The following is a 24,889-nucleotide window of genomic DNA, read 5'->3' on the forward strand; positions in this document are numbered from 1 at the left end:
CTAGCGCCGCCAGTGCATAGTCCAGGCCCGTGCAGTGCTCACGCAGATGGGCAGCAGCGGCTTCCACTCCCCCCACCTTGGGGCAGTGGATCAGGTGCACCACGCGCAGCGGATCAGTGTCCATCACACCGCTCCGTCCGCCGCGAGCACGGCCCGCACGGTCCGGCCGATGATCGCCACATCCATCGCGAACGACCAGTTGTGGGCGTAGAACACATCCAGCTCCTGCGCCTTTTGCCACGACAGGTTGGAGCGGCCGCTCACCTGCCACAGCCCGGTCATGCCGGGGCGCACCCCGAGCCGATGGGAGGCGTGCCCGGTGTACAGCGCCACCTCGGCGGGGCGCTGCGGACGCGGGCCCACCAGGCTCATCGACCCGTCCAGCACATTCAGCAGCTGCGGCAGCTCGTCGATCGAGTACCGACGCAGGAAGCGCCCCGGACCTGTGATGCGCGGATCATCCTCCACCTTGAACAGGGGGGTGCCGTCGCGGCCCTGCTCACGCAGCAGCGCGGCCAGGCGCGCATCGGCATCGACGCACATCGTGCGGAACTTCCAGATCCTGAAGGTGCGGCCGTCCAGGCCCACGCGTTCCTGGCGGAACATGATCGGGCCGGGGTCATCGCGGTGGATCAGCCACGCCACCACCAGCAGCAGCGGGGACAGCATCAGCAGCAGCACGGCCGCGCCGATGGTGTCGAAGGTGCGCTTGAGCAGGCGCACCCGCAGCGACTGCCGCGGCGGGGCCAGCACCAGCAGGGTGGCGTCGGTGTCGGTCACCGTCGACAGGCGTGACCCGCGCACGGGGATGCCCGACAGCGGCATACGCACGCTCACCCCGTAGGTGCGCAGCTCCCAGGCCAGCACGGTCGCATCGTGCGGGTCGATCCCGGGGCACAGGTCCACGTACTCGGCGTCGAACTGCTCCACGCTCACCATCACCACGCGGGCCAGCGCCACCGGGTCGCGCAGGATCGAGGGGGAGATCCGCACCGGCAGGCGGCAGCGGCCACGGCGGGGGACCGGACTGCCAGACCCCTCCAGGACCAGCTCCACCGAGCGGGGCCGGCAGACGCCGGTGAGCAGGGCCCGCAGGATCGCGGTGAGGGTGGACAGCGCCACCAGCAGCGTCACATGGGCGGGCATCGCGGGGATCACCGGCACCACCTGGTCCAGCATCACCGAGCCGATCAGGGTGAGACCGCCGGCCATCAGCGGCATCTCCACGTTGGTGCGCAGCGCCCGCACCGGCGGCCGGGTGCCCAGCAGCAGCGTCAGCAGCACCCAGATCCCGGTCCAGGCCCAGATGGTCATGGGGGCGTCGGCGGTGCGGGCGACGGTGCCGGCCACCAGCACGGCGGTGGCGAGCACCAGACCGGTGGCGCTGATCTCGAAGCGCAGGGCCGGCGACCAGGGCGTGGTGGGCACGATGCTCGCAACCCGTGCAGTGATCGTGCGTCGGTGATCCAACGCGGTCATGTAGGAAACCCCCTGATAGAAACGTCGGGTTCCATCGTGGGCGCTGACCTGCATGGACGCACCGGTGGTCGTTACGGGACTGCGGGGTGTGCGGCGGATCGAGTAGTCGGCCGGCGAGGGTCGGGCGGCATCGAGTACTCGACGGGGACCGGATGGCGGCGGGCACCGGCGGCGCACCACTACTCGATCACTGCCGAGCCGGGACCAAGATCCGGGGAGTACTCGAAAGTGTGCTGCGGGTCAGACGGAGGTGGCGGGGGCGCCGACGGGATCCAGGTGCTCCGTGGTCAACTCGGTGCGGCGGCCGATGCCCAGCCGCCGGTACAGGCGGTACACGTGGCCCTCGACGGTGCGGGTGCTCACGCCCAGCTTGTCCGCGATCTCCGCGTTGGACAGCCCCTCCAGGATCGCCTCGGCCACTTCCCGTTCACGCCGGCTGAGGCCCGTTCTGACCTGGGGGTCGGCGGCGCGCAGCAGATCGGTGGCCTGTGCCGCCTTCTGGGAGCTGCCGTCACGGCGGGCACGCTGCCGAGCTTCCTCGGCGAGGGTCCTCAGCAGTGCCGGGCAGCCCCGCACCGTGTTCGCCAGCTCGGTGAGCTCGCTGCTGTCCTCGCTGCGCAGGGCCGCGCCGATCCGGACCGCCAGCAGCACTCGTCCGTCGCTGACCCGCGGATCCAGCGTGGTGGGGCAGGGCATGGCGGTGATGGTGCTGGTGAGCCCGGTGGTGAGGGCCTGCAGGTGGATCTCGGCCTCGACGGCCAGGCTGCCCATCTCCCGCGCCTGCTGGGTGCATTCGAGCAGCTGCTGGGCATCGGCCTGGGCATCCCCCCGCTGCCTCCTGGCGGCGAGCTCGGTGGCGCGGGTCATGACCTGCATCTCCGGGGTGCCCTGCGCGTCCACGCTCCGCAGCCGGGTCAGGAAGCTGTCCGTGGTGGGGATGTCCGGCACCTGTGCGGCTGCGAACGCGGCGCTGGCCAGGGCCAGAGGCAGCAGCTGTCGGTCGTCCCACACGGTCAGGGCTTCTGTCGCGATCCGCAGGTGGTGCGCGGCCTGGGCGTAATGGCCGCGACGGGATTCTCGGAAGCCCCGTTCGAATTCCCCGGGTCCGGTCTCCTGGGCCAGGTGGGCCGGGTCGGCGCACCGCGGTTCTGCCGAGGGAGGGAAGGGGCTCGGCAGGCTGGTGGACAGCCCGGGGTGGGCGCGGCGTAGCAGGCGGTAGATGTCAGCGGCGCTGTCGAACGTGGCGCCGATGGCCGCGGCCTGCTGCGCGAGGTCCTGGGCGACGGCGCGGTGCGCGCGGTGGGCATGGTGCCCGCTCAGCACGACCATGGCCAGGGCCTTCACAGCACCGTTGTCGTCCCCAGCGGTCAGGGTCTCGTAGTGGCTGAGGTCGGTGAGTCGGCCCCCCGGCGGGGACAGCACCTCCGTCAGCAGGTCCGCGAGCTGATCGCGCCGCGAGATCAGGTCCGGGCTGGGACCGGCGCCGCCGATGCGGGTGCGCCACTTCTGGACCGCATCGCCGAACTCCTCCGCGGGGGTGTCCAGGCGCAGCACGATCCGGGCCCACAGCAGAGCGGAGCGGTCCACGTCGGCGGTGGTGGTCAGCTGCGGCAGTGCCTGCAGCAGGATGTCCGAGGCCAGCAGTGCCCGGTTCACATCGCACACTGCGGTCACCAGGTTCAGCTGGTACGGGGCAGAGAGGTCCTCGCAGGCCACGCTGCTCAGCATGGTGTGGGCCAGCAGCGGTTCGCCGTATCGGAGCGCCTCGCGGGCGGTCGTGCCGAGCAGCTCGGGGTCCAGGTCGATTCCGCAGGTCAGCGACCAGATGATCCAGTTCATCCGTTCATGCAGACCGCCCTCGGAGGGGGTGAGTTTGCGGCCGATCCCGGTGCGCAGCACGACGCTGCGGCCCTGGGGGATGGTGGCGCGGTGCAGGTCTGCGGAGGCGCGGCTGGTGAAGTGGACGCTGGGGGCGCCCCGCTCGTCGACCCTGCACAGTCCGGAGCGGATCAGCAGGTCCACCTCGTCTCCCAGGCCGGCGTCGACGGCGTCGGCCACCTGGAGGCCACCGGCCAGGGCGATCAGGTCTGCGGCGGTGCGGGTGCGGGCGTCCATCGCGGCGAGGAACTGGCGCCCGGTGTCCCGCACCATTGGGGAGGACTGCAGCTGGCGGCCGGTGAGCAGCCACACGCCGTTGCTGCCGCGCACCACGGCCTGTTCGCGGGCCGCGGTGAGCCAGCTGTCCAGGATGCGGGGGTTGCCGTCGCAGCGGTGGATGAAGTAGTCCTCCAAGGTGGAGGGGATGTGGCCGCCCAGCCGCTCCAGCAGCAGGTCGCGGATGTCATCCGGCCCCAGCGGCACCATCTCCAGCGCGGTGAGCATCCCGTCGTGCACCAGCGTCTCGAACTGCGTGGACACCGCGGGGTGCTGCCGCGAGAGCACCACCAGGCGGATCCTGCCGGCCATCACCAGCTGGGAGAGCACGGTGCTGCTGGGCACGTCCAGCTCGTCGGCGTCATCGACCACCACCGCGGAGGGCTCGGGCCCTGCCGAGTTCAGCGACTGCACCACCGCGCGCCGGATCAGCGCCGGTTCGCTTCCGGGCGGGGGCGGGGACTGGGGGTCCAGCAGCGGGGCCAGGGCCCCGTAGGGGTAGCGGGCCAGCACCCGGTCGGCCTGCACCCAGCGGACCTCCGCCCCGAGGTCGGCCATCACCCTGTGGGCGAACGCGGTCTTGCCCACCCCCGTGGGGCCGTGCACCAGCAGCCCGCCGCCGCGCGGCGAGCGCAGCACGGCCTGGGCCAGGGCGAGCTCCTCGTCGCGGCCGATCAGCACCCGGGTGGTGGGCATCAGGTCACCTCGCTGTCCTCGCGCAGGGCCTGGCGCAGTTCACGGCGGGAGCTGACGTGCAGCCGCTGGTAGATCTTGTCCAGGTGCCACTCCACGGTGCGGGCGGAGAGGTGGAAGCGGGTGCCCAGCTCCTGGCTGGTAAAGCCTGCGGCCGCGGCCTCGGCCACTTCCCGCTCGAAGTCGCTCAGCGGTGTGGCGGGCCGTTCCAGCCCGCGTGCCTGCCGCATCAGCCGGTAGGCGCGGCCGGCGCGGGCACGAGCGGGGCGGATCTCGCTGCGGTCGCCATGGCCGCGGGCCAGGTCCAGGGCCTGCTCCGCCACCGAGTGCGCCAGCACCAGGTCGCCCTGGGTCTCGGCGAGGGTCGCGGCGCCCAGCAGCTCCGGGACGCTGCCGCGCTGCAGGCCTCGTCCCAGGGTGCGGGCCAGCGTCATCACGGGTGCGCCGACGGGGGCAGGCAGATCGGCCAGCTCCTCCGCAGCCGGCATGTTCCCGCAGTTCGCAGCTTGGATCAGGATGTGGATCGCCCCGATCAGCCCGCCGTCGTCCTTCATCTGCTGCGCCAGCTGCTGCATTCCCTCGCCCGCCTGCTCGCGGTCGGTAACGGCTATCTCCGCCCACCGCATGTAGCGGGCCCGCTGCTCCAGCTGCCAGTCCCAGGGGGTCATCGGCTGCAGGGGCTCGGGGTCGGGCAGCTCCACCTCGGGGTCCAGCAGCTTCAGTGCCAGGCGCCGGGCCGCATCGGTGACACCGCTGATCCCCAGCGCGTCATCACGCTGCAGCTCCCCTGCGCAGGCAGTCAGCACCGACAGCGCGTAGCGCACCCGGCCGCGGCGCAGCGCCTCGATGCCGAAGATCACCTGGGCCCCCGAGTCGGAGGAGCTCAGGGACCGCATCGACTCGATCACCGCATCGGTGAACTCCACGGCACCGGAGAGCTGGAAGGAGCTGAACAGGCTGTAGTACACGGTCAGCAGGTCCGACGGGGAAGGGTTGCTCAGCTCGAGCATCTGCAGGGCCCGGGCCGCGTACCCCAGGCCCTCGGCCACCTTGCCGATGGCGATCAGCGACTCGCCCTGGCGAGCGGCAGCAGCGGCCCGCAGGACGGGGGGCACCTCGAGGTCGTGGCTGATGGGGGCGCACAGCTCGATGGCCTCGGTGAACCGAGCACCGCGCACGAACCGCCGGGCCTGCGCGACCCGCAGCTGCGCGGATCCCCGGCGGGCCACGTGCGGCGGCAGCTCAGGGGCGTCCCCGATGGGGTGGGAGAGGCCGAGCCGCAGGATGTACGCGCCCTCGGCGATCTCGGGATCGGGGTGGTGGTCCAGCGGCTCCAGGACGGCGTGCATCTGCTCGAAACGGCCCATGGTGTGTAGGCTGCGCGCCACCTGCAGCTGCAGGCGAGGATCGGAGTCGTCACCGTGAGCGGCCAGTTCGAGCACCTGATGAGCGTCGCCGCGGGCCAAGGCGTGAGCGGCCCCCGACTCGACCAGCCAGGGCTCGACAGGGGTGCGGCAGCGCACCGCGCAGCGCGCGAACCCCAGCCGGCTCTCCGGCGGCAGGGTCGCGGGGTCCACCACCGCGCGCAGCGCCTCCCACAGCCGCAGCCGGCGGACCGGGGGGAGGGAGTGGGCGAGCATCTCCGACAGGGCGGGCTCGGCCAGGGTGACGGTGCTGCGCGGACCGGTGGAGGTGCGCAGAAGGCCGGTGCACAGCAGGGATCCGACCACGTCGGCGTTAACGATCTTCAGCAGCACCGACATGGGCACGGCCTCCACCAGCGCGATGGTCAGCACCACGTCGCGGTCGGTGGGGCTGAGTCGGCCCAGCCGGTTGTCGGTCACGTGGGGGCCGCCCCCGTAGTCCAGGGGCGCGGTCAGCAGCCAGGTGTCGTCGTCCAGTTCGAGGGTTCCCCGCTGGCGCTGGTGGCGGGCCAGTTCGATCAGCAGCTGCGGATTGCCGCCGGTGGCGGTGCAGAACGTGTCCACGGCGCGTGGGGAGACCTCCCCGCCCAGGGTGCGCTCCAGCAGACGCTTGGTGGCGCTGCGGTCCAGGCCGTCCAGGTCGATGCGGCGGATGCGGCGCTCCAGCCACAGAGCGGAGATCAGATCCACGGGGGCGGTCAGCGTGTCGGTGGCGGCCAGCAGCGACACCTCCCGCTGCCGCACCAGCTGGGCCACCAGTGAGCCCGACAGCTCATCGATGCGGTCGCAGTTGTCGATCACCAGCAGCACCGGTCGCCCCTGGGCGCGTTCGCGCAGGGAGCTGGTGACGATCGCGTACGCGGAGAGCGGATCGGCCGACAGCAGGGCGGCGCCGTCGGAGGCGAGCAGCTCGAAGCAGCCGTAGGGCTGGCTGGACAGGTGGCTGGTGCACAGCAGCCGCTCGATGTCGAAGGCCCCGGTGAACCGTTCGATCGCGGCATCGATGGTGCGGGTCTTGCCGATGCCGGGAGGGCCCACCAGCAGCGCGCCCTGCCAGCGGGGTTCGGACAGCGAGGAGTGCACCGCTGACTCCACCTCACCGACCTGGACGGCCGGGGCGGGAGGCTGCAGCGGTGTGGCCGGATCCAGAACTCCTGTCATCACTGCCCACTTCGACGTCGGAATGGCGACCCCGATTCCCCGGTCGCCAGATTTCGTACAAAAGACCAAGATACCCGTGCGCTTTACCGCAGCTCTCGGTCATCCACAAGCCGAAGAGCTATGAGCAATGTCACAAAAAGCGGGTGGTTGGGGGGCCACCCCGCATTGAGACATGTATAGGGCGCGAGGATCAGTGGTAGAGAAGCCCGTGGGGGCGGGTGCGACCGGAGCCGACGGGGCGGCGCTGCGAGAGGAACGCGGCATCCGGACGAAGCGCTGCTGGTTCCGGGCCGGGCTCGGTGCCGACCCCTTCAAGTCGAGCAGCACGGGCCAGGACGCGCTGGCCCGTTCGGCGCTGGCCCGGTCAGTGCTGGCCTGTCAGTCCCGTCCCAGCAGTGCACCCATGGGCACGAAGTCCCGGAAGGTGCCGTCGCTGCTGGCAGCGGATAGATCGAGCCTGCTCCCGTCGCCATGGGCATCGCCCTTGGCGCCATCGGCGTCAGCGACAGCACGGGCCCCATCGGCACCGTCGAACGTGTCGGCATCAGGCTGCGGGGGCTGCGCGGTCAGCATCGCAGCCAGCTCCCCGGCGGCCCGGCGCACCCGCGAGGCCAGGGGCGCCTGGTCCTGCTGCCCCTCGGCCCCGGCACCGAAATCAGCCGACGCCGCGAACACGGAGGTGGGCACCACCTGCGCCTTGAGGTACCCGAACATCGGGCGCAGGGCGTAGTCGATCGCCAGCGAGTGGCGGGGCGTGCCCGCCGTGGCCCCCAGCAGCACCGGCTTGTCCTTCCAGATCTCGATGTCCATCGCGTCGAAGAAGGACTTGAACAGCCCCGAGGGGCCCACGTTGAACACGGGGGTCACCGCGATCACCGCGTCGGCCGTGCGGATGGACTCCACCACCACGCCCAGGCGCTCGCCGGTGAAGCGGGTGAGCATGGCGTCGGTGATGTCGTGCGCCAGTTCGCGCAGCTCCACGGTCTGCACGTCCACCACCGCGCCCGCGCGCTCCAGCTCGAGGCGGGCGGCGCGGGAGAGCTGGTCGGCGAGCATGCGGGTGGAGCTGGGGGTGGAGAGTCCTGCGGCCAGCGCCACGATGCGGATCGGTTCGGTCATGGGAGTGCTCCCTTCGGGGTAGCGGGTGGCTGGGTGTCGGCGTGGTGTCAGGCCAGGCGTTTCTCGCTGCGGGAGTCCTCCGCGCGCAGCCCGGTCCAGTTGTCCCCGGTCTCGAACCTGTAGGCGTCGTCGAAGGCGCCGCGCTCTGCCTCGGCGGCCGCCACCAGGGTCTGGTGGGTGGGGGCATCGGGCACATCGGCCGGGCGGCGGGCGTCCAGCTCCTTGCGCAGCACCGGCACCACCTCGGTGCCCAGCAGCTCGATCTGCTCCAGGACGGTCTTGGCGGGCAGGCCCGCGTGGTCCATCAGGAACATCTGGCGCTGGTAGTCGCCCACATGGTCGGCCATGGTCAGGTAGCGCTCCACCACCTGCTCCGGGGAGCCGACGGTCAGTGGGGTCATGCGGGTGAAGTCCTCCATCGAGGGGCCGCCGCCGTACACGGGGGCCGCGTCGAAGTAGGGGCGGAACTCGTTCCAGGCGTCCTGGCTGTTCTTGCGCATGAACGCCTGCCCGCCCAGGCCCACGATGGCCTGCGTGGCGGTGCCGTGGCCGTAGTGCTCATAGCGCTCGCGGTACAGCCGCACCATCTGCTTGGTGTGGCTCATGGGCCAGAAGATGTTGTTGTGCAGGAAGCCGTCGCCGTAGTACGCGGCCTGCTCGGCGATCTGCGGGGAGCGGATCGAGCCGTGCCACACGAAGGGGGCCACGCCGTCAAGCGGGCGCGGGGTCGAGGTGAACTGCTGCAGCGGGGTGCGGAACTGGCCCTCCCAGTCCACGACGTCCTCGCTCCACAGCCGGCGCAGCAGGTCGTAGTTCTCGATCGCGAGCTCGATGCCCGTGCGGATGTCCTGGCCGAACCAGGGGTACACCGGGCCGGTGTTGCCGCGGCCCATCACCAGGTCCACGCGGCCGCCGGTGAGGTGCTGCAGCATCGCGTAGTCCTCGGCGATCTTCACCGGGTCGTTGGTGGTGATCAGGGTGGTGGCGGTAGAGAGGATGATGCTCGCGGTCTGCGCGCCGATGTAGGCCAGCGTGGTGGTGGGGGAGGAGGTCACGAACGGCGGGTTGTGGTGCTCACCGATCGCGAACACGTCCAGGCCCACCTGCTCGGCGAGCCTGGCCTGCTCCACGATGGACTTCAGCCGCTCGTTCTCGGTGGGGACCTTGCCGGTGGCCACGTCGGGCGTGATGTCGGCGATGGAGAAGACCCCGAACTGCATGTCGCGCTCCTGACGAAGTGGTGGGACCCGGGCGGCGCAGTGCACCCCTGTGGCAATAGTTCAAAACTAAACTATTCCTGGAGAGGACGCAAGGCGGAAGGCCTGTGGCATCGGTGACGTCGCGCTCAGTCGACCTGGTCGGCCGGCGCCTCCCAGGTGATGCACTGCGAGAGATCACCGTTGGCATCCCGCCCCGCGTTCACCCACGCCGCCCGGGACTCGGCCGACGGCTCGGCGGGGCTGGCCGGATCGGCCTGCGCCTCCGCAGAGGTCACGAACTCCTCGACCCTCTCGGTGGGCCTGGGGCCGGTGGGCTGCTGGAAGGCGGCCGCGGAGCCGAAGCAGGACTGCTGCAGGGCGTACCGGCGCCGCATCTGCTCGGAGCCCGCGGCATCGCCCTCCAGCCCGTCCAGCAGTGCTCCGTAGTAGCTGTGCAGGGATGTCGCGGCGACGGGGAACACCGCATAGGAGTAGGACAGGTGCCACATGTACAGCTGCGGGGACTCCACCGCTGAGGTGGTGGAGAAGCCGGGGTCCCATTCGGCGGGCCAGTACAGGGTGTTGTCGCCGATGCACGCCCGCGGAGCGGTGCCGGTGAAGGTCTCCGGTGCGCAGCTGGATGCGGCGGGCGGCTCCGCGGAGGGGTGGACCACCACCTCGGGAGCGGTGAACTCCACTCCCTGCTCCTGCAGCGCCTGCCCCCAGGTGGTCGCCAGGCACGAGGCACCGGCCTCGAGGTAGGCCTGCAGCTCCTCGTCGGGGACCCTGCCCTCCGAGGCCGGCAGGCTGCAGCCGGCCGGGACCGAGAGTGTGGCCGCAGTGAGCGGGTTGGTGGCCATCACCTGCAGCAGCTCCTCGGGGGTCCCCTCGGGCTGCTCGCCCTCCTCCAGGGGGCGCCACTGAGCGGGATCCACCGGGTCCTCCTCGGAGCTCGCGGTGGGTTGCTCGGACGCGGCGGGAGTCCCGGGCTGGTCCAGCCACAGCAGGCCCACCCCGGCGCCGATGCCCAGCAGGAGCAGCGCCGCACACCCCAGGGCGATGGCGGGCACCAGCAGCCTGCGCTGCCGAGGGGCCGTCGCATCGACCCCCGGTGGCAGGCCCGATGCCCCCGCAGCACTCCCAGAGCCCGCAGCAGCGGCCGACGAGGGACTCGCCACGGGGTCGGGGTCTGCTGGGAACTGGAAGCGGGGCCGCTGGTCGAACCGCTGGATCGGGGCGGCGTCGGCGGGCCGGTACTCGCGCTCGGCGAGGACCGGTGAGCCGCCGGAGCTCGGCACTGCCGGCGATGCCGCGGGAGCAGGCGATGCCGCGGGAGCAGGCGATGCCGCGGGAGCAGGCGGTGCCGCGGGCGCTGAGGATACGGCTGGAGCAGGCGATGCCGGTGCCGGCGGGTCAGGGGGCTCCGCGGTGGTGAGACTGCTGTGCAGGTACGTCCCCCACGGAGGCGACGCGGGGTCTGGGCCTTCCCCGGAGGGCGGCGGTGCAGAATCGATGAAGTCCTGATCGGAGCCGGCGGCGGGTGCCTGCGGGGCCGGGCTGGGAGCGCGGGCGATGAAGTCCTCGGACGGCGCCAGGGTGGACTCCGGGAGCTCGGGTCCAGGTCCCGGCGGCGGCGCCCACGAGGAGTGGTCCTCCTGCGGCGGCAGAGCCGGGCGCAGCACGGTGTCCTCCTCGTCGACCCCCGCGCCGGGGCCGTCCAGGCCGTGTCCGCGGCTCACGCGACCTGCTCCGTCGGCGCCAGCCAGGTGTTGCAGCGGGTGAGATCGCCCCCGGCCTCGAATCCCTGCCTAACCCAGTGCGCGCGGGACTCCGGCGCGATGGTGGAGGTGGAGGCGTCAGCCGGGGTCCAGTGCTCCACGCTGGTGAGGATGTCCCGCACCTGCTGGGAGGGCTGCGAGGCGAGGACCCCGTCGAGATTGCACTGACGCGGTGAGGTCTGCTCGAAGGTGTCCGGCTCGCACGGGGACTGAGGGATGTCCGGCCAGGTGTACACGTGGATCCTCGGCGGGATCCAGGGCAGGTTCCGGTCCGAGCTCGCGGTCGCCCATACCCGGTTCAGGCAGGCGCCGGCGGCGTCGAGGAGGGTCTGCAGCTGCTCGGCGTCGTGATCCACCGGTGTCGCCGGCAGCTCGCAGGTGCCGGTCGCCTCCATCGTGCCCTCGGTGAGCGGGGAGGCAGCCAGGATCGCCCAGACGTCATCGGCGCTGCCCTCGACCTCGTCGATCGGGGAGATGATCCTGTAGGTCGGGGCCTCCGCCGTGGGGCTCTCCGTGGTGGGGGTCTCGGTGGTCGGCGACGGCGTGGTGGTCTCGGGCTCCGGGGTGGTGGTGGGTTCTGCCGTCTGCTCGCCGCGGCCGGACAGCGCGAGGTAGGTGATCCCGCCGCCGATCCCGAGCAGCAGCGTGAGGATGCAGCCCGAGGCCACCGTGATCAGGGCCCAGGGCTTCTTCGGCGGTGGCGTCTGGCCGTAGCCCCCTGAATCTGGTGCCGACATCACGTCCCCCTCCCATGCGCTGCCTCACACGAAGGATATCGGGGTGCCCGGGCTCGGGGGACGGTGTTCGGGCAGGTGGCGGAACGCTGCCGCTCGGCGCATGCGAAAGACCCCTGACTCGCGATCAGCATCGCAGGTCAGGGGCCTTTCGTTCGGCGGAGGATGGAGTGTGCGAGTTCACGACATCGTTGACAGCCCTGGGCAGGGATCGTGCTGGTGATCGTTGACCGGTGAGTCGCGTCATCGTTGACGAACCGGGGGTCGTGTTCGTTGCGGACGGCAATCGATGACAATGCGCGGCAACCGGTGGAGCATGTCACAGTGACTCGACACCGTTGCTGTGTTCCCTGCGCTGCCCTGTGCCGAGACCGCCGAAGGAGTCGGAGAGCGATGCTCATCGCCCGTGCGCTGCACACCGTCCACACAGACGGCCCCTGGATCCGCCTGCTCACCAACGGGCCAGAGATCCGTTTGCTGCTGCTCACGCCCGAAGTACTGAGAATCCGTGCCAGCTTCGACGGAGCCTTCGAGGAAGCCTCCTACAGCCTGGTCACCACCGCCTGGGAAGACCGCCTTGATCCCGTGCTTGGCGAGGAGCGCACTCGCGTCGATCCCCTCCCGCTCACGATCGACGCGGATGAGGACGACCACGTGCTGATCAGCGGCGGCCGACTCACCGTGCGTGTGGACCGCAACCCCTTCGCGATCACGGTGACGGATCAGGACGGCCAGGTGCTGCACCGCGACGTGCCGGGGATCGCCTGGCAACAGGACACCAACAAGCGCGTGCTGCACTATGCCGTGGCCGGCGAGCACGACGCGTTCTACGGCTTCGGTGAGAGCACCGGGAGCCTGGACAAGTCCCGTCGCGCCCTGACGCTGAGCCCGAAGGACGCACTCGGCTTCGACCCCGAGAACTCGGATCCGCTGTACAAACACATCCCGGCCGGGATCCGCCTGGACCGCGCCACCCGGCGAGCCAGCGGGATGTTCTGGCACACGACGTGGGCGCTGGATCTGGATCTCGCGCGCGAGCACTCGAATTACTGGCCGCGCCGTACCCGCATGCGCGCCGACGGCGGGGACCTGGATCTGTTCGTCATCGCTGGCCCGTCGATCCGTGACGTCGTGCGGCGCATCACGATGCTCACCGGCCGCTCCGCCATGCTGCCGCGGCAGGCGCTCGGCTACCTCGCCTCGTCCATGTTCTACGCCGAACTGGATCGCGACTGCGACCAGGCGCTGCTGAACTTCATCGACACCGCGCGCAGCGAAGGCATCCCGGTGGACGGCTTCCAGCTCTCCTCCGGCTACACCACCCAGGACACGGCCGACGGGCCGAAACGCTGTGTGTTCACCTGGAACGATGACCGCTTTCCCGATCCCGAGGGGTTCTTCGCGTCAATGCGCGAGCGTGGCATCGTCGTCTCCCCCAATGTGAAGCCCGGCATCCTCGACGTGCACCCGCGCCTGAGCGAGTTCGCGAGTGCCGGCGTCCTCGTGCGCACAGCAGAGGGCGCACAAGGCGATGTAGACGGGGCTGACGGCTCAGCCGGGGCAGATGGCTCCGCCGGATCCGACGGCTCTTCCGGAATCGACAACGCAGCGAACCATGCAGCCGACGCCGTTGTCGCCCCCGACGCCGAGCGTGGCATGTGGTGGGGCGGACCCGGCCGGTTCGTCGACTTCACGTCCCCAGCCGCCCGCGAGGCTTGGGCGACCTGGCTGCAGGAGGCCGTGCTCGACAAGGGCACGCTCTCGGTCTGGAACGACAACTGCGAGTACGACTCGATCGTGGATCAGGATGCCCGGGTCGACTTCGAAGGCCACGGGGCCACCATCGGCCGGCTGCGCACCGTGATGGCGAACCTCATGTGCGCCACCACCCATGACGCGATCCGCGCCGTCGACCCCGACGCTCGCCCGTTCGTGGTGTGCCGTGCCGGGCACGCCGGCATCCAGCGGTACGCCCAGACGTGGGCGGGCGATAACTTCACCTCCTGGCGATCGCTGCAGCACAACATCGCCACGATCCTCGGGATGGGCTTGTCCGGTGTGGCCCATCACGGCTGCGACATCGGCGGCTTCGCCGGCCCACGGCCCGGCCCCGAGCTGCTGCTGCGCTGGGTTCAGCACGGCATCTTCCAGCCGCGCTTCTCCATCCACTCGGTCAACAGCGACAACACGGTCACTGAGCCGTGGATGCATCCGTCGGTCGCTCCGCTCGTGCGCGAGGCGATCCTGCTGCGCTACCGCCTCACGCCCTACCTGTACTCGCTGATGCGCCGCGCGTATGTCGAGGGTCTGCCGCTGATGGAGCCGATGGTCTCCGCTTTCCAGCAGGACCCGGCACTGGATACCACCAGCAGCGAGTTCATGCTCGGCGACGCCCTGCTGGTCGCGACCGTGCTCGAAGAGGGGGCGCGGACCCGCACCGTGCGTCTGCCTGCCGGGCGGCGTTTCCACGAGCTCGACACAGGACGCGTGCACGAGGGCGGGCAGGAGATCACCCTGGACGTGGACCTCTCCTCCATCCCGCTGTTCCTGCCCGATGGTGCGATCCTGCCGATCGCTGCCGAGCAGCCGATGAGTCTGACCGGCGCGGGACCCGAGAGTCTGCGAATTCTGTGCGCACCCCCGGCCGCTTCCGACGGCCCCGCCGAGTTCGTGCTCTACGAGGACGACGGCGCAACCCGCGCTTACGAGCGCGGCGACCTGCGCGAATCCACCATCACCGTCAATGGCGGTGACCGCATCGAGATCACGCTGACACGCTCAGGCTCTTTCCGCAGCCCGCTCAGCCACGTGCAGTGGGAGGTGATCTGCCCGTCCAGTGCCCCGTACTGGGTGCAGATCGACGGTGAGCGCATTGACCAGGAGCTGCATCGCCCGCGCTTCGATGCGGCACGGCGGGCCTGGCACTACGACCCGGAGCTCGGCCGTGCCCTGGTGCGCATGCCGGACGACGGTGCCGACCACCGCATCGTGGTCAGCGTCGAGCCCTTCGACATGATCGGAATGTGAGATTGCGATGAACCACGCGCTCCCCACCCGGCGCCGCGCTCTGGCGCTCGCTGGCGCCGTTGGCCTCGGGTCGATGGCGCTCGCCAGCTGCGGCGACCCCTCCCGGCAGATGACCAGTGCGGACGCCAGCAGCTCCGCACCGCTCACGCTGTCACTGGCCAACAGTCTGGACCCACAGCACGTGACGTCGAAGGCCCTCGCCGCCTTCGCGACTGAGGTGGAGGAGCGCAGCGAGGGCCGGTTGCGGATCTCCATGTTCGACAGCGGACAGCTGGGGAGCGAACCCCAGGTGCTCGGCCAGCTGCGCCAGGGCATCGTCGATATGACCCGCGTCGGCTCGCCGGGGCTCGCCGCCTGGAACCCGGGCTATCACACATTCGGGCTGCCCTACGTGTTCGACTCCGAAGAGCACTACTACGCGGCGCTCGACTCCGATGCCATGCAGCGCTTCTTCACCTCGAATGAGGATGCTGGCCTGCTGGGCTTGACCTATTTCACCTCCGGCGCCCGCTCCTTTTACACCGGCAGCACCCCGGTGCGTACACCGGAGGATGCCGCCGGGTTGAAGATCCGCATCCAGGACATGCGCACACAGGTGCGGATGATGTCCGCGCTGGGCGCTTCCCCGATCGTCATGGCCTTCGGTGACATCTACACCGCCCTGCAGACCGGGCTGATCGACGGCGCCGAATCGAATGAGACCGCGCTGGACCAGTCCGGGCACGGCGAAGTAGCCAAGTGTTTCTCCCTCACCGAGCACACGCGCATCCCCGACCTGCTCACCATTGGCACGCCCGCCTGGGAGCGGCTGGATGAACAGGACCGCACCACCTTGCGGGAGGCCGCGCAAGCCGCCACCGAGAACCACAAGAAGGACTGGGCCACCAGCATCGAGGAGTCCTATTCCGCAGCGGCCGAGATGGGCGTGGAGTTCATCGAGGACATCGATCAGGAGGGCTTCCGGGAGGCAACCCGCGAGGTGGTCGACGAGTTCGGCGCGGACTTCCCCGAGGTGGCCGACGTTCTGGACATCATCGAGAAGGCACGAGGCTGAGGAGAGCTGGTATGAGAGGCATCGCAACCATCCGCCGCGGCCTCGCCACGGCCCTGCTGTGGAGCGCAGGCACACTGCTCGTACTCATGACCGTGCTGGTCATGATCCAGATCGTCACGCGCTACGCGTTGAACCAGCCCACCGCCTGGACCGAGGAACTGGTGCGATACGCCTTGATCTGGACAAGTTTCCTCGCGGCGTCGTACGCATTCCTCGAGCGTCGGCACATGGCGCTGTCGATCCTTCCGGACCGCTTGTCGGCCCCCGCCCGGCGCGGACTGACCCGCGCCGTGGACGTGCTGGTGCTGCTGTTCGCCGTGCTCGTGCTCGGTATCGGCGGTGTGATGCTGGTGCTGTCCTCGCTGGGCGATATGTCGGCGCTGCTGGGCATCTCCCGTGGCGCCGTCTACGCGATCGTCCCGATCAGCGGCCTGATGATTGCTCTTGCTCAGGTCACCGCCCTGCTGGACCCGTCGGCCGACGGCACGAGCAGCCAGGCAGCCGCGGCGACGCAGGCGACCCAGGCGACTAAGCCCTCAGCCGTCGCAGGCGATACCCGATCCACGGCGGATACCAGCCGTCCCTCGACACGGACGGAGGACAAGCGATGAGCGCCCTCGGTGCTGCCCTTCTGCTGTTCGGGCTGTTCTTCCTGCTGCTGTTCGCATCGGTCCCGATCTCCATTGCGATCGGCGTCTCGAGCTTCGTCACCATCGTCGCGGTGCTCGGCTGGAGCGACGCCACCTTCATCCTCGGGCAGCAGATGACCGGCGGCGTGGAGAGCTTCCCGCTGCTGGCGATCCCCCTGTTCATCCTCGCCGGCAACATCATGAATAGCGGCGGTATCGCGCGACGCCTGATCGACCTGGCACTCGTGATCGTCGGTCGCGTGCCCGGCTCCCTCGCGCACACCAACGTGGTGGCGAACATGCTGTTCGGCGCCCTGTCCGGATCCGCGGTGGCCTCCGCTGCCGCGATCGGCGGCACCCTGCACCGTCGGCAGGACGAGGAAGGGTATGACCCGGCGTTCTCGACCGCGGTGAACATCTCCTCCGCCTCCACCGGGCTGCTCATCCCGCCGACCACCGCAGCGATCGTCTACTCCACGATCGCCGGCGGTGTGTCCGTCTCGGCGCTGTTCATGGCCGGATACATTCCCGGCATCCTGATGGGCCTCGTGGTGATCGCGGTGGCGACAGTGATCGCGCTGCGCCAGGGGCTGCGTGGAGGCGAGGGCGTCGGCATACGGCAGGGGCTCATTGTGCTGCTGCGCGCCATCCCCTCACTGCTGCTGATCATCATTGTGGTCGGCGGCATCGTGGCCGGCGTCTTCACCGCTACGGAGGGTGCCGCCGTCGCCGTCGTGTACTGCCTGGTGCTCTCCCTGATCTACCGGGCGCTGAACCGGGAGGCGATCGCGCGGATCATCCGCGACACTGTGAGCGCCACGGGCGTGGTGATGCTGCTCGTGGCCGCCTCCAGCGCGATGAGCTGGATCATGGCGTTCAGCGGGATCCCCGGAGCGATCACCGACGCCATGCTGTCGGTCGCGTCCTCCGGGCCGGTGGTAATCGCTCTGATGCTCATTGTGCTGCTGGCCGTGGGCGCGTTCCTGGACATCACGCCGGCGATCCTCATCTTCACCCCGATCATGCTGCCCATCGCAGAGAGCGTAGGCATGGACCCGGTCCACTTCGGCATGGTGCTGATCATGGCGATGTGCATCGGCACCATGACCCCGCCGGTCGGGTCGGTGCTGTTCGTCGCCACCGGCATCACGGGGGTGAGCATCGAGCGGGTGGTGCCGCGCCTGCTGCCGTTCTTCGCCGCGCTTATCGCACTGCTGATCCTCATCGCGTACGTGCCCGCGCTGTCGCTGTGGCTGCCGGGGCTCACTGGCTTGCTCGAGTGATCCTGCACAGCCAATCCAGCACGGAAAACACCATCATCGCTGGTCACACGGCGCGGGGTGCGGCGTGTGAGTTCACGACATCGTTGACAGCCCTGGGCAGGGATCGTGCTGGTGATCGTTGACCGGTGAGTACCGCATCGACCCCGGCCGGGACTACCAGCCCAAGCTCCCGCGAACCCACAGCACACCCACCCAGACACCCCGCCCCGGCCAGCCAGTGAACCCACGCAAAAAAGCCTGAGTCGCGACATCATCTGTCAACGATGTCGCGACTCAGGACAACGGCGGAGGATGGGGGATTTGAACCCCCGAGGGCGTTAACCCAACACGCGTTCCAGGCGTGCGCCATAGGCCGCTAGGCGAATCCTCCAGCGCTCATAGAGCGAGATACAGGTTACCCGACGCTCCCCATTGGCGCTAACCGGGACGGCCCAGGTCACATTCGGCGCCCCCTCACCGCAGGGCGGGCCCGATCCCTGTGGAGCCGCGCACCCGCAGGACGGGTGCCACGACGCTGAGGGAGTCGTGCTCGCGACCCCGCCACCTCTCCTGGAGCATCTGCGCCGCGAGCCGGCCCATCTCCGATCGTGGCTGGTTCACGCTGGTCAGGTGCGGCCGCACGGTGAGGGCCACGGTGGAGCTGTCGTACCCCACCACGCTGAGCTGCTGCGGCACCTGTACCCGGTGGTCCGCGGCCCGGTGCAGCACCGAGACCGCCGCGATGTCGTTCGCCGCGAACACCGCCGTGGGAGCGTCCTGGTCACCGCGCCGCAGCGCGCGCAGCACCATCTCCATCCCGTCACGGGGCGAGTCCGGACCGATCACGTGCACCTGCTCGCGCAGACCCAGGCGCTCCGCCTCGGCCAGGAACCCGGCCCGCCGGGACGCGGGACCAGGGCGGGTGGACAGGGTGACGTGCACCAGGTGCCGATGGCCCCGCTCCACGAGGTGGCGCACCGCCAGCGCCGCCCCTGCTTCGTCGTCGTTGCGCACCGTGTCCGTACCGGGCACCGCGTCCTGCATACGGCCGATCACCACCACCGGCAGTGTCGCCGCGGCTGCCTCGAGAGCGGCAGGGCTCAGCCAGGTGGTCACCGCGATGACGCCGTCCACGCCCAGGGCCAGCAGACGCTGCAGCTGCCGCTCCAGGTGAGCGCTGTCGCGCCGACCATGCGCGATCACCACTCCGAGCCCCTCCCGCTCCGCGTGCTCCTCGATCCCCGCGATCACATCGGTGTGGTACGGGTTGCCGAGGTCCGTGGGGAGCACCCCGATCAGCCCACCCCCGGGGGAGGCCGCACCCGCGCGGCGGTACCCCAGCCGACGGGCGGCGGCGAGCACCGCGAGCCGCGTCTCCCGCCGCACCCCGGGGCGGTCGTTGAGCGCCATCGAGGCGGTGGCCGAGGAGACCCCGGCCTCGCGGGCGACGGCGGCGAGGGTGGGGCGCGAGGATCTCACGCCCCACGTCTATCACCCGGGTCGCCCGCGCCGATGCGCTGATGACGTGCGCACCTGAAGAGTTTCAGGCACCGTGGCGAAGGTGTGCCGACGGGTTCACCGACTGTTCACGAGCGGCCCGCCGGTCGCTCCTAGCGTGGGAACCACCGGCCCACCACCGGGCCTCCCCCCGAACGGAGAGACGTGAGCACCGCGCTGTCGACCACCACCCCTGCCGCCGACGAGCACCGCCCTGCCGTACTGCCGCGCCCCCGGGCCCTGCTGCTGGACTTCGGCGGCGTGGTCTTCTCCACCACGCCCCGCGTGAGCTGGGCCCGGGACCTGGCTGCTGAGCTGGAGGACCGCAGCCGCGCCCTTGGCATCCGTCTCGATGCCGAGCAGCTGGAGGAGTCCCTGCGAGCCGGCCGCACCGCACTGTCGCTGTGGAAGAACGCCGCCTCCCGCCGCCACGAGCCGCGGGAGCTCACGCCGCGCGAGATCGTCGCGGACTTCCTGCTGGCCGATCTCCCTGCGGCCGCCCGGGCCGCCCTGGCACTGGACGCCAGCGCGATCCTGGCCTCGATGTCGGTGCTGGTCTCCGACCACCATGTGCGCCCGGGCATCCCGGAGCTGCTGTCCGTGGCGCGTGAGAACGACGTCCGCCTGGGCATCGTCTCCAACGCCCACTCCGGTCGCGCGCACCGGGAGATCCTCGAGCAGCACGGCCTGGCCCGGTACTTCGGCGTGCAGGTGTACTCCGATGAGGTGGGCATCCGCAAGCCCCACCCCGGGATGATCCACCGAGCCGCCGAGGCACTCGGGACCCTGTCCGAGCATGCCTGGTACGTGGGCGACACCTTCGATCGGGACGTTGCTGCCGGTCGCCGTGCCGGGGTTGGCACCGTGGTGATAACCCGCGACCGTCGCACCGACCACCCTCCGTTCGCGGTCACCGACATCCCCGACCTGATCCTGGAGACGCCTCAGGACCTGGTGGCCCACCTCCACACGGCACTGGCCGAGGGCGACCGCGGTTCTGAGCCCGCAGCAGCAGCTCGCCTCGGTGTCACCGACCGCGGCCTGCGCCCGACTGCTGCTGGCCCCGCGCATCCCGCTCTGCTGCTGGACCACGGCGGCGTGATCACCCTGTCCACTCCCAACCCGCAGCGGAACCGACAGGTGGGCGAGCTGATCGTCGACCTCGCGGAGCGCATCGGGACCCCTGTCACCATCGAGCAGGCGCAGCAGGCCGTGGACGAGGGCTGGGAGCGGCACCGGGCCCGCAAGAGGGAGCGCGACGCCCAGGCCGATGCCGGGCACCGCCACGCGGAGGTGGACCCCGCTGAGCTGTGGGGCGATCTGGTCGGCCGCGACCTGCCCGAGACCCTCCGGGCCGCACTTCGGATCGAGGGTCCCCAGCTGTCCCTGGCGCTGCACCGCGCCAAGTCCCTGCCCGCCCCGCGCCCCGGGGCGGTCGAGCTGATCCGGTGGTGCGCCGAGCACGAAGTCGTGGTCGGCATCGTGTCCAACACCATCTCCGGCCGCGGGGTGCGGGAGATCCTGGAGCGCTACGGCGTGGGCCACTTGATCGGCCCGGCCGCCTACTCCGACGAGATCGGGGTGCGCAAACCCGGCACCGCCGTCTTCGAGGCGGCTCTCGCCGGGCTGGAGACCGATCCCGGTGACGTCGTCTACGTGGGGGACAAGGTCCTCAACGACGGCCGCGGCGGTCGCGAGGCCGGGATCGGCACCGTGTGCCTGCTGCGCGGTGGCAAGGACCCCGACGAGGCCCTCGACTCCGCCCTTGCTGCCGGCCACGCCGACCACGTGCTCGACTCACCGCTCGACGTCATCGACCTGCTCGCCTCGCGCCTGACCCCTGCCTCATGACTCCCCACACCGATCCGACGCACTGACCCCACGTCCTGACCCCACGTCCTGCCCTTCTCACCTGCTTGCCCTTCTGCCCCAAGGAGCCCCGCCATGACCACCCAGAACTCACCCCGGACCACCGACGACCAGCGCCGCGGCACCCTGCGCGGCACCGTGGACGGCCTGCGCCGCGTGGACCTGACCACTTCCCAGAAGCTGATGATCTTCGTGCTGTCGATGAGCCTGTTCGGGCTCTCGAACATCATCCTGGAGATCATCCCCGACCCCTCGATCGGCCCCGTCGACGTCTCCGTCTCCTACATGGTGTTCGTTCCCCTGGTGATGGCGGCCCTGTTCTCCCCGCTCTGGGCGGCGCTGGGCGCACCGCTGGGAGAGATCGTCTTCACGGATCTGCTGATGGGTGACTTCTCCGGCCTTGCCGAGGTCGAGGGCTACCTGCAGATGTTCCTCGCGGTCTACATCGCCGGCTCCCTGATCCGCAATCCCCGCAGCCGGGTCCAGATCGTCATCGGTGCGCTGGTGGTGGTGCTGGTGGACAAGGTGCTCTCGGCCGTGGTGGACCTGTCCAAGGTGTGGATCGGCGTGGAGGACGCCGAGTTCGTGGAGGGTCTGCCTGAGTCGGTGCTGGCCCTGGAGATCATCGGTCTGGGTGTGGACGTGCTGATGAGCGGCATCCTGCTGGGTGCCATCCCTGCCCTGTGGCTGATCCCGGCTCTGCACGGGAAGATCGAGCCGCTGATGGGCATGCGCCCCCGCGTTCCCGGTGAGCCGATCCCCGGCCGTGCCCCGCGCACCCCGCTGTTCGTCGGCTTCGCGCTGCTGCTGGCCATTGCCTCCTTCGGCTTCGCGTTCCTGGAGGCCTTCGACCTCAACGCCGGCGCATGGGAGCCCGATTTCCTCGACCGGTTCGGCAGCTGGTTCATCGTGGTCTCGGTGGTGGCGATCGCGCTGGTGCTGCTCGTGGCGCTGATCCTGTTCCGCCTCTCCCGCACCGCCGCCGACACCGAGCTGCACGAAGCTGAGGTGCGCGAGGACGTCGCACGGGCCGAGGCGGACCGGGCCGATTCCGGCCGGGCCGAGGCGGACCGGGCCGATTCCGGCCGGGCCGAGGCGGACCGGGCCGAATCGCCCTACACCCGTCAGCAGCGCTGACCGACCCGCCGGAGCATCCCGTGCAGACCGTGCCCCCGACCTCCTCCCCGTTCCCGTCCTCCTCTCCGTCCACAGGCAGCGGTGACCCGGTGATCGTGGTCAAGGACCTCTCCTTCCGCTATCCCGGGACCGACCGCGACACCCTGCGCAACGTCGACCTCACCATCGAGCGAGGGGACTTCGTGGCGGTGGTCGGGGGCAACGGCTCTGCCAAGACCACCCTGTGCAAGACCTTCAACGGACTGGTGCCGCACTACTGGAACGGCGACTTCGCCGGCAGTGTGCACGTGGGCGGCACCGACACCTGGGAATCCTCCGTCGCCGAGCTGTCCAGCCGGGTCGGGTACGTGTACCAGGACTTCCAGAACCAGCTGGTGCGGCCCACCGTCCGCGACGAGGTCGCCTTCGGGCCCCTCAACTTCGGCCATGCGGACTACCGCGAGCGCACCGAGGAGGCTCTCGCGCAGCTGGGCATCAGCCACCTGCGCGACAGCTTCGTGTGGCAGCTCTCCGGAGGGCAGTCGCACCTGGTGGCGCTGGCCGCCGTGCTGGCCCTGCGGCCGGAGGTGGTGGTGGTCGACGAGCCCGTGGCCGAGCTCGACCCGGCGCGCGCCCGCGAGATCTACCTGCGCCTCCAGCAGCTGAACCGCGAGCACGGCATCACCGTGGTGACGATCGAGCACCACGCCGAGTTCATCGCGGAGTTCGCCCGCTCGGTGGTGCTGATGGCCGACGGCGCCCCCGTGTGGCACCTGCCCGTCCAGGAGGCCATGGACCGCCACCGCGAACTGGAGGACAACGGCATCCCTGCGCCCGATGCAGTGTCCCTCACCGCGGCGGTAGGCGCCGATCGGGTGGCCCTCGACGTGGACTCCGCGGTCCCGATGCTGCGCCCCCACCTGCGGGAGGCACCGCCTGCCGAGCCCGCCGCGGATGACACCGTCGGGCCCGAGGGCCGCGGCGAGGTCGTCGCCTCCCTGCGCGGGGTGAACCACGGCTACCGCACCGTGCGCGGCGATCTCGCTCCGGTGCTGATCGACCTGGACCTCGACCTGCACGCGGGGGAGCGGATCGCACTGGTGGGCACCAACGGCGCCGGCAAGACCACGCTGATGAAACTGCTGACCGGCCTGATGGTCCCCCGTTCGGGCACCGTCACGGTCACCGGCATCGACACCCGCTCCCGCTCCGCCGCCCGCCTCGCCGACCATGTCTCCTACCTCTACCAGCACCCTCAGCGGATGTTCCTCAAGGACACCGTGCGGGCCGACATCGCGCTGTTCCCTGCGGGCCGCCAGGTCCCGGGGGCGCAGGAGCTGGTGGAGGAGGTGCTGGGGCGGGTGGGCCTGGAGGAGCTCGCCGAGCGGGACGGCCGCAGCCTCTCGGGCGGCCAGCAGCGCCGCGCCACCATCGGCATCGGGCTCGCCATGCGCCCCTCCCTGCTGCTGCTGGACGAGCCCACCTCCAGCCTCGATGTGCGCTCCCGCGACGACGTGATCGGGATGCTCGACTCACTGGCCGACACAGTGCGCTGCGCGGTGGTGGCCAGCCACGACATGGAGCTGGTGGCCACCTGGGCCAGTCGCGTGATCGTCCTGGACCAGGGCCGGGTGCTGGCCGACGTCACCCCGCGCGAGCTGTTCGCGCGCCCCGAGATCACCCGCCAGGCGCGACTGGTGCCTCCCCAGGCCGCGCGGATCGCGCACAGCCTGGGCATCGACCCGTTGCCGTTGACCGCCGCCGAGCTGCGTGCCCATCTGTGCACCCAGGACTCCGCTCTCATGATCGGAGGTCGCTGCTGATGGCCCGCAAGACCCATGACGTGCTCAGCGTCGACTGGGTGCGCCTCGAACTGCTGCGCACCGCCTACTCCACGCGCGGCGGCCTCTTCGCCCGGATGGATCCGCGCATGGTGCTGGCCTGGTATGTGCTGCTGGCGCTGGCTCCCTGGTTCACCCACAACCTCACTGTGCTGCTGGTGCTGTTCGGCCTGGGTGTGGCCTCGGTGGCCCTGGCCCGGGTGGGACCGCTGGTGCTGGGCCTGTTCGTGATCGGCCTGGGGGCCGACGTGGTGGGGCTGTTCGTCGCCTCGTTCCTGTTCGGCGGCAATCTGGACACGCTGGTGGCGCTGGCCGAGCTGAACCTGAAGCTGGGTGCAGTCTCGATGGCATCCATGGCGGCCTTCGTGTCCTTGGATCCGGAGAAGCTCTCGGACGCACTGCTGGCGCTGCGGGCCCCTGAACTGCTCGCCTTCGGCGTGAGCTACGGGTACCGCATGCTGCCGATCCTGGTGGACGAGTACGTGACCGTGTTCGAGGGGCAACGGCTGCGCCACGCCCCGCCGCCGCATCGGGGCGTCCTCGGATGGAGGGTGATCCTGCGGTGGTGCACACTGGCCGTGACCGCGTTCTATCCGATCATGCTGAACACCGCCAAGAACGTGCGCACCACCGTGGAAGCGCTGGAGACCCGGGGCTTCACCTACGGTGCGGCGAATCCCCGCGGCCGCACCCTGCGCCTCGCCTACCTGAGGGTGACCGCGCTGGATGTCGCGGTGCTCGCCGCCACCGCGCTCACGGTGATCGGGGCGTACTGGGTGGGCGGCCAGTACCCGCTCCACCGCTGAGCACTCGTGCCGACGGCCCGGCGGCACCCACCACTGGGGGCGGGGGC

Annotated in this window: 16 protein-coding genes and 1 tRNA gene; 8 read left to right on the top strand and 9 right to left on the bottom strand. The window is 70.4% G+C overall.

Going from position 1 to position 24,889, the window contains the following annotated elements; all coding sequences use genetic code 11:
* Positions 1 to 123 precede the first annotated feature (123 nt).
* The 7 genes from M4D54_RS10860 to M4D54_RS10890 form a co-directional block, all read right to left on the bottom strand.
* Positions 124 to 1,479 (bottom strand): exopolysaccharide biosynthesis polyprenyl glycosylphosphotransferase, encoded by a 1,356-nt coding sequence (locus M4D54_RS10860; protein ID WP_259891388.1) that lies wholly within the window; start codon positions 1,477 to 1,479, stop codon positions 124 to 126.
* 240 nt (positions 1,480 to 1,719) lie between these two features.
* A complete protein-coding gene (locus M4D54_RS10865; protein WP_259891389.1) occupies positions 1,720 to 4,329 on the bottom strand; it encodes a LuxR C-terminal-related transcriptional regulator in 2,610 nt (869 codons plus the stop codon).
* Complete coding sequence (locus M4D54_RS10870) at positions 4,329 to 6,911, bottom strand: LuxR C-terminal-related transcriptional regulator (RefSeq protein ID WP_259891390.1); 2,583 nt, start codon at positions 6,909 to 6,911, stop codon at positions 4,329 to 4,331. The genes M4D54_RS10865 and M4D54_RS10870 overlap by 1 nt, the downstream gene beginning before the upstream one ends.
* A gap of 378 nt (positions 6,912 to 7,289) precedes the next feature.
* Positions 7,290 to 8,030: a CE1759 family FMN reductase gene (locus tag M4D54_RS10875; RefSeq protein WP_259891391.1), complete on the bottom strand. Its 741-nt coding sequence runs from the start codon at positions 8,028 to 8,030 to the stop codon at positions 7,290 to 7,292.
* Between the two features lie 47 nt (positions 8,031 to 8,077).
* On the bottom strand, positions 8,078 to 9,250 hold the full coding sequence (locus M4D54_RS10880) for an LLM class flavin-dependent oxidoreductase (protein WP_259891393.1): 1,173 nt from the start codon (positions 9,248 to 9,250) through the stop codon (positions 8,078 to 8,080).
* A gap of 125 nt (positions 9,251 to 9,375) precedes the next feature.
* On the bottom strand, positions 9,376 to 10,527 hold the full coding sequence (locus M4D54_RS10885) for a hypothetical protein (protein WP_259891395.1): 1,152 nt from the start codon (positions 10,525 to 10,527) through the stop codon (positions 9,376 to 9,378).
* Between the two features lie 437 nt (positions 10,528 to 10,964).
* On the bottom strand, positions 10,965 to 11,744 hold the full coding sequence (locus tag M4D54_RS10890) for a hypothetical protein (protein ID WP_259891396.1): 780 nt from the start codon (positions 11,742 to 11,744) through the stop codon (positions 10,965 to 10,967).
* Positions 11,745 to 12,134: 390 nt separating this feature from the next.
* Between M4D54_RS10890 and M4D54_RS10895 the strand changes: the two genes are divergently transcribed.
* From M4D54_RS10895 to M4D54_RS10910, 4 genes are read left to right on the top strand one after another with little or no spacing between them, the layout of a single operon-like run.
* A complete protein-coding gene (locus M4D54_RS10895; protein ID WP_259891398.1) occupies positions 12,135 to 14,768 on the top strand; it encodes a TIM-barrel domain-containing protein in 2,634 nt (877 codons plus the stop codon).
* Positions 14,769 to 14,775: 7 nt separating this feature from the next.
* A complete protein-coding gene (locus tag M4D54_RS10900; protein WP_259891405.1) occupies positions 14,776 to 15,822 on the top strand; it encodes a TRAP transporter substrate-binding protein in 1,047 nt (348 codons plus the stop codon).
* Between the two features lie 11 nt (positions 15,823 to 15,833).
* Positions 15,834 to 16,433, top strand: a complete 600-nt coding sequence (locus M4D54_RS10905) for a TRAP transporter small permease (RefSeq protein ID WP_017823097.1) — start codon at positions 15,834 to 15,836, stop codon at positions 16,431 to 16,433.
* Positions 16,430 to 17,734: a TRAP transporter large permease gene (locus tag M4D54_RS10910; protein ID WP_259891407.1), complete on the top strand. Its 1,305-nt coding sequence runs from the start codon at positions 16,430 to 16,432 to the stop codon at positions 17,732 to 17,734. Before M4D54_RS10905 ends, M4D54_RS10910 begins: the two co-directional genes overlap by 4 nt.
* A 285-nt stretch (positions 17,735 to 18,019) precedes the next feature.
* Here the strand turns inward: M4D54_RS10910 and M4D54_RS10915 are convergent.
* Both M4D54_RS10915 and M4D54_RS10920 read right to left on the bottom strand, forming a co-directional pair.
* Positions 18,020 to 18,104 (bottom strand) — tRNA-Ser (locus tag M4D54_RS10915).
* A gap of 83 nt (positions 18,105 to 18,187) precedes the next feature.
* Complete coding sequence (locus M4D54_RS10920) at positions 18,188 to 19,192, bottom strand: LacI family DNA-binding transcriptional regulator (RefSeq protein ID WP_193866479.1); 1,005 nt, start codon at positions 19,190 to 19,192, stop codon at positions 18,188 to 18,190.
* Between the two features lie 183 nt (positions 19,193 to 19,375).
* Between M4D54_RS10920 and M4D54_RS10925 the strand changes: the two genes are divergently transcribed.
* The 4 genes from M4D54_RS10925 (at position 19,376) to M4D54_RS10940 (ending at position 24,842) form a co-directional block, all read left to right on the top strand.
* The gene (locus M4D54_RS10925; RefSeq protein ID WP_259891409.1) at positions 19,376 to 21,061 is read left to right on the top strand and encodes an HAD family hydrolase; all 1,686 of its coding nucleotides are present in this window, start codon (positions 19,376 to 19,378) and stop codon (positions 21,059 to 21,061) included.
* A gap of 93 nt (positions 21,062 to 21,154) precedes the next feature.
* Positions 21,155 to 22,216, top strand: a complete 1,062-nt coding sequence (locus M4D54_RS10930) for a cell division protein FtsQ (RefSeq protein WP_259891411.1) — start codon at positions 21,155 to 21,157, stop codon at positions 22,214 to 22,216.
* 20 nt (positions 22,217 to 22,236) lie between these two features.
* The gene (locus tag M4D54_RS10935; RefSeq protein ID WP_259891412.1) at positions 22,237 to 24,018 is read left to right on the top strand and encodes an ABC transporter ATP-binding protein; all 1,782 of its coding nucleotides are present in this window, start codon (positions 22,237 to 22,239) and stop codon (positions 24,016 to 24,018) included.
* A complete protein-coding gene (locus M4D54_RS10940) occupies positions 24,018 to 24,842 on the top strand; it encodes an energy-coupling factor transporter transmembrane protein EcfT (RefSeq protein WP_259891415.1) in 825 nt (274 codons plus the stop codon). Before M4D54_RS10935 ends, M4D54_RS10940 begins: the two co-directional genes overlap by 1 nt.
* Positions 24,843 to 24,889: the final 47 nt, after the last annotated feature.

It is taken from the genome of Brachybacterium sp. p3-SID1565 (genome assembly GCF_025143785.1).
Lineage (GTDB): Bacteria > Actinomycetota > Actinomycetes > Actinomycetales > Dermabacteraceae > Brachybacterium > Brachybacterium epidermidis.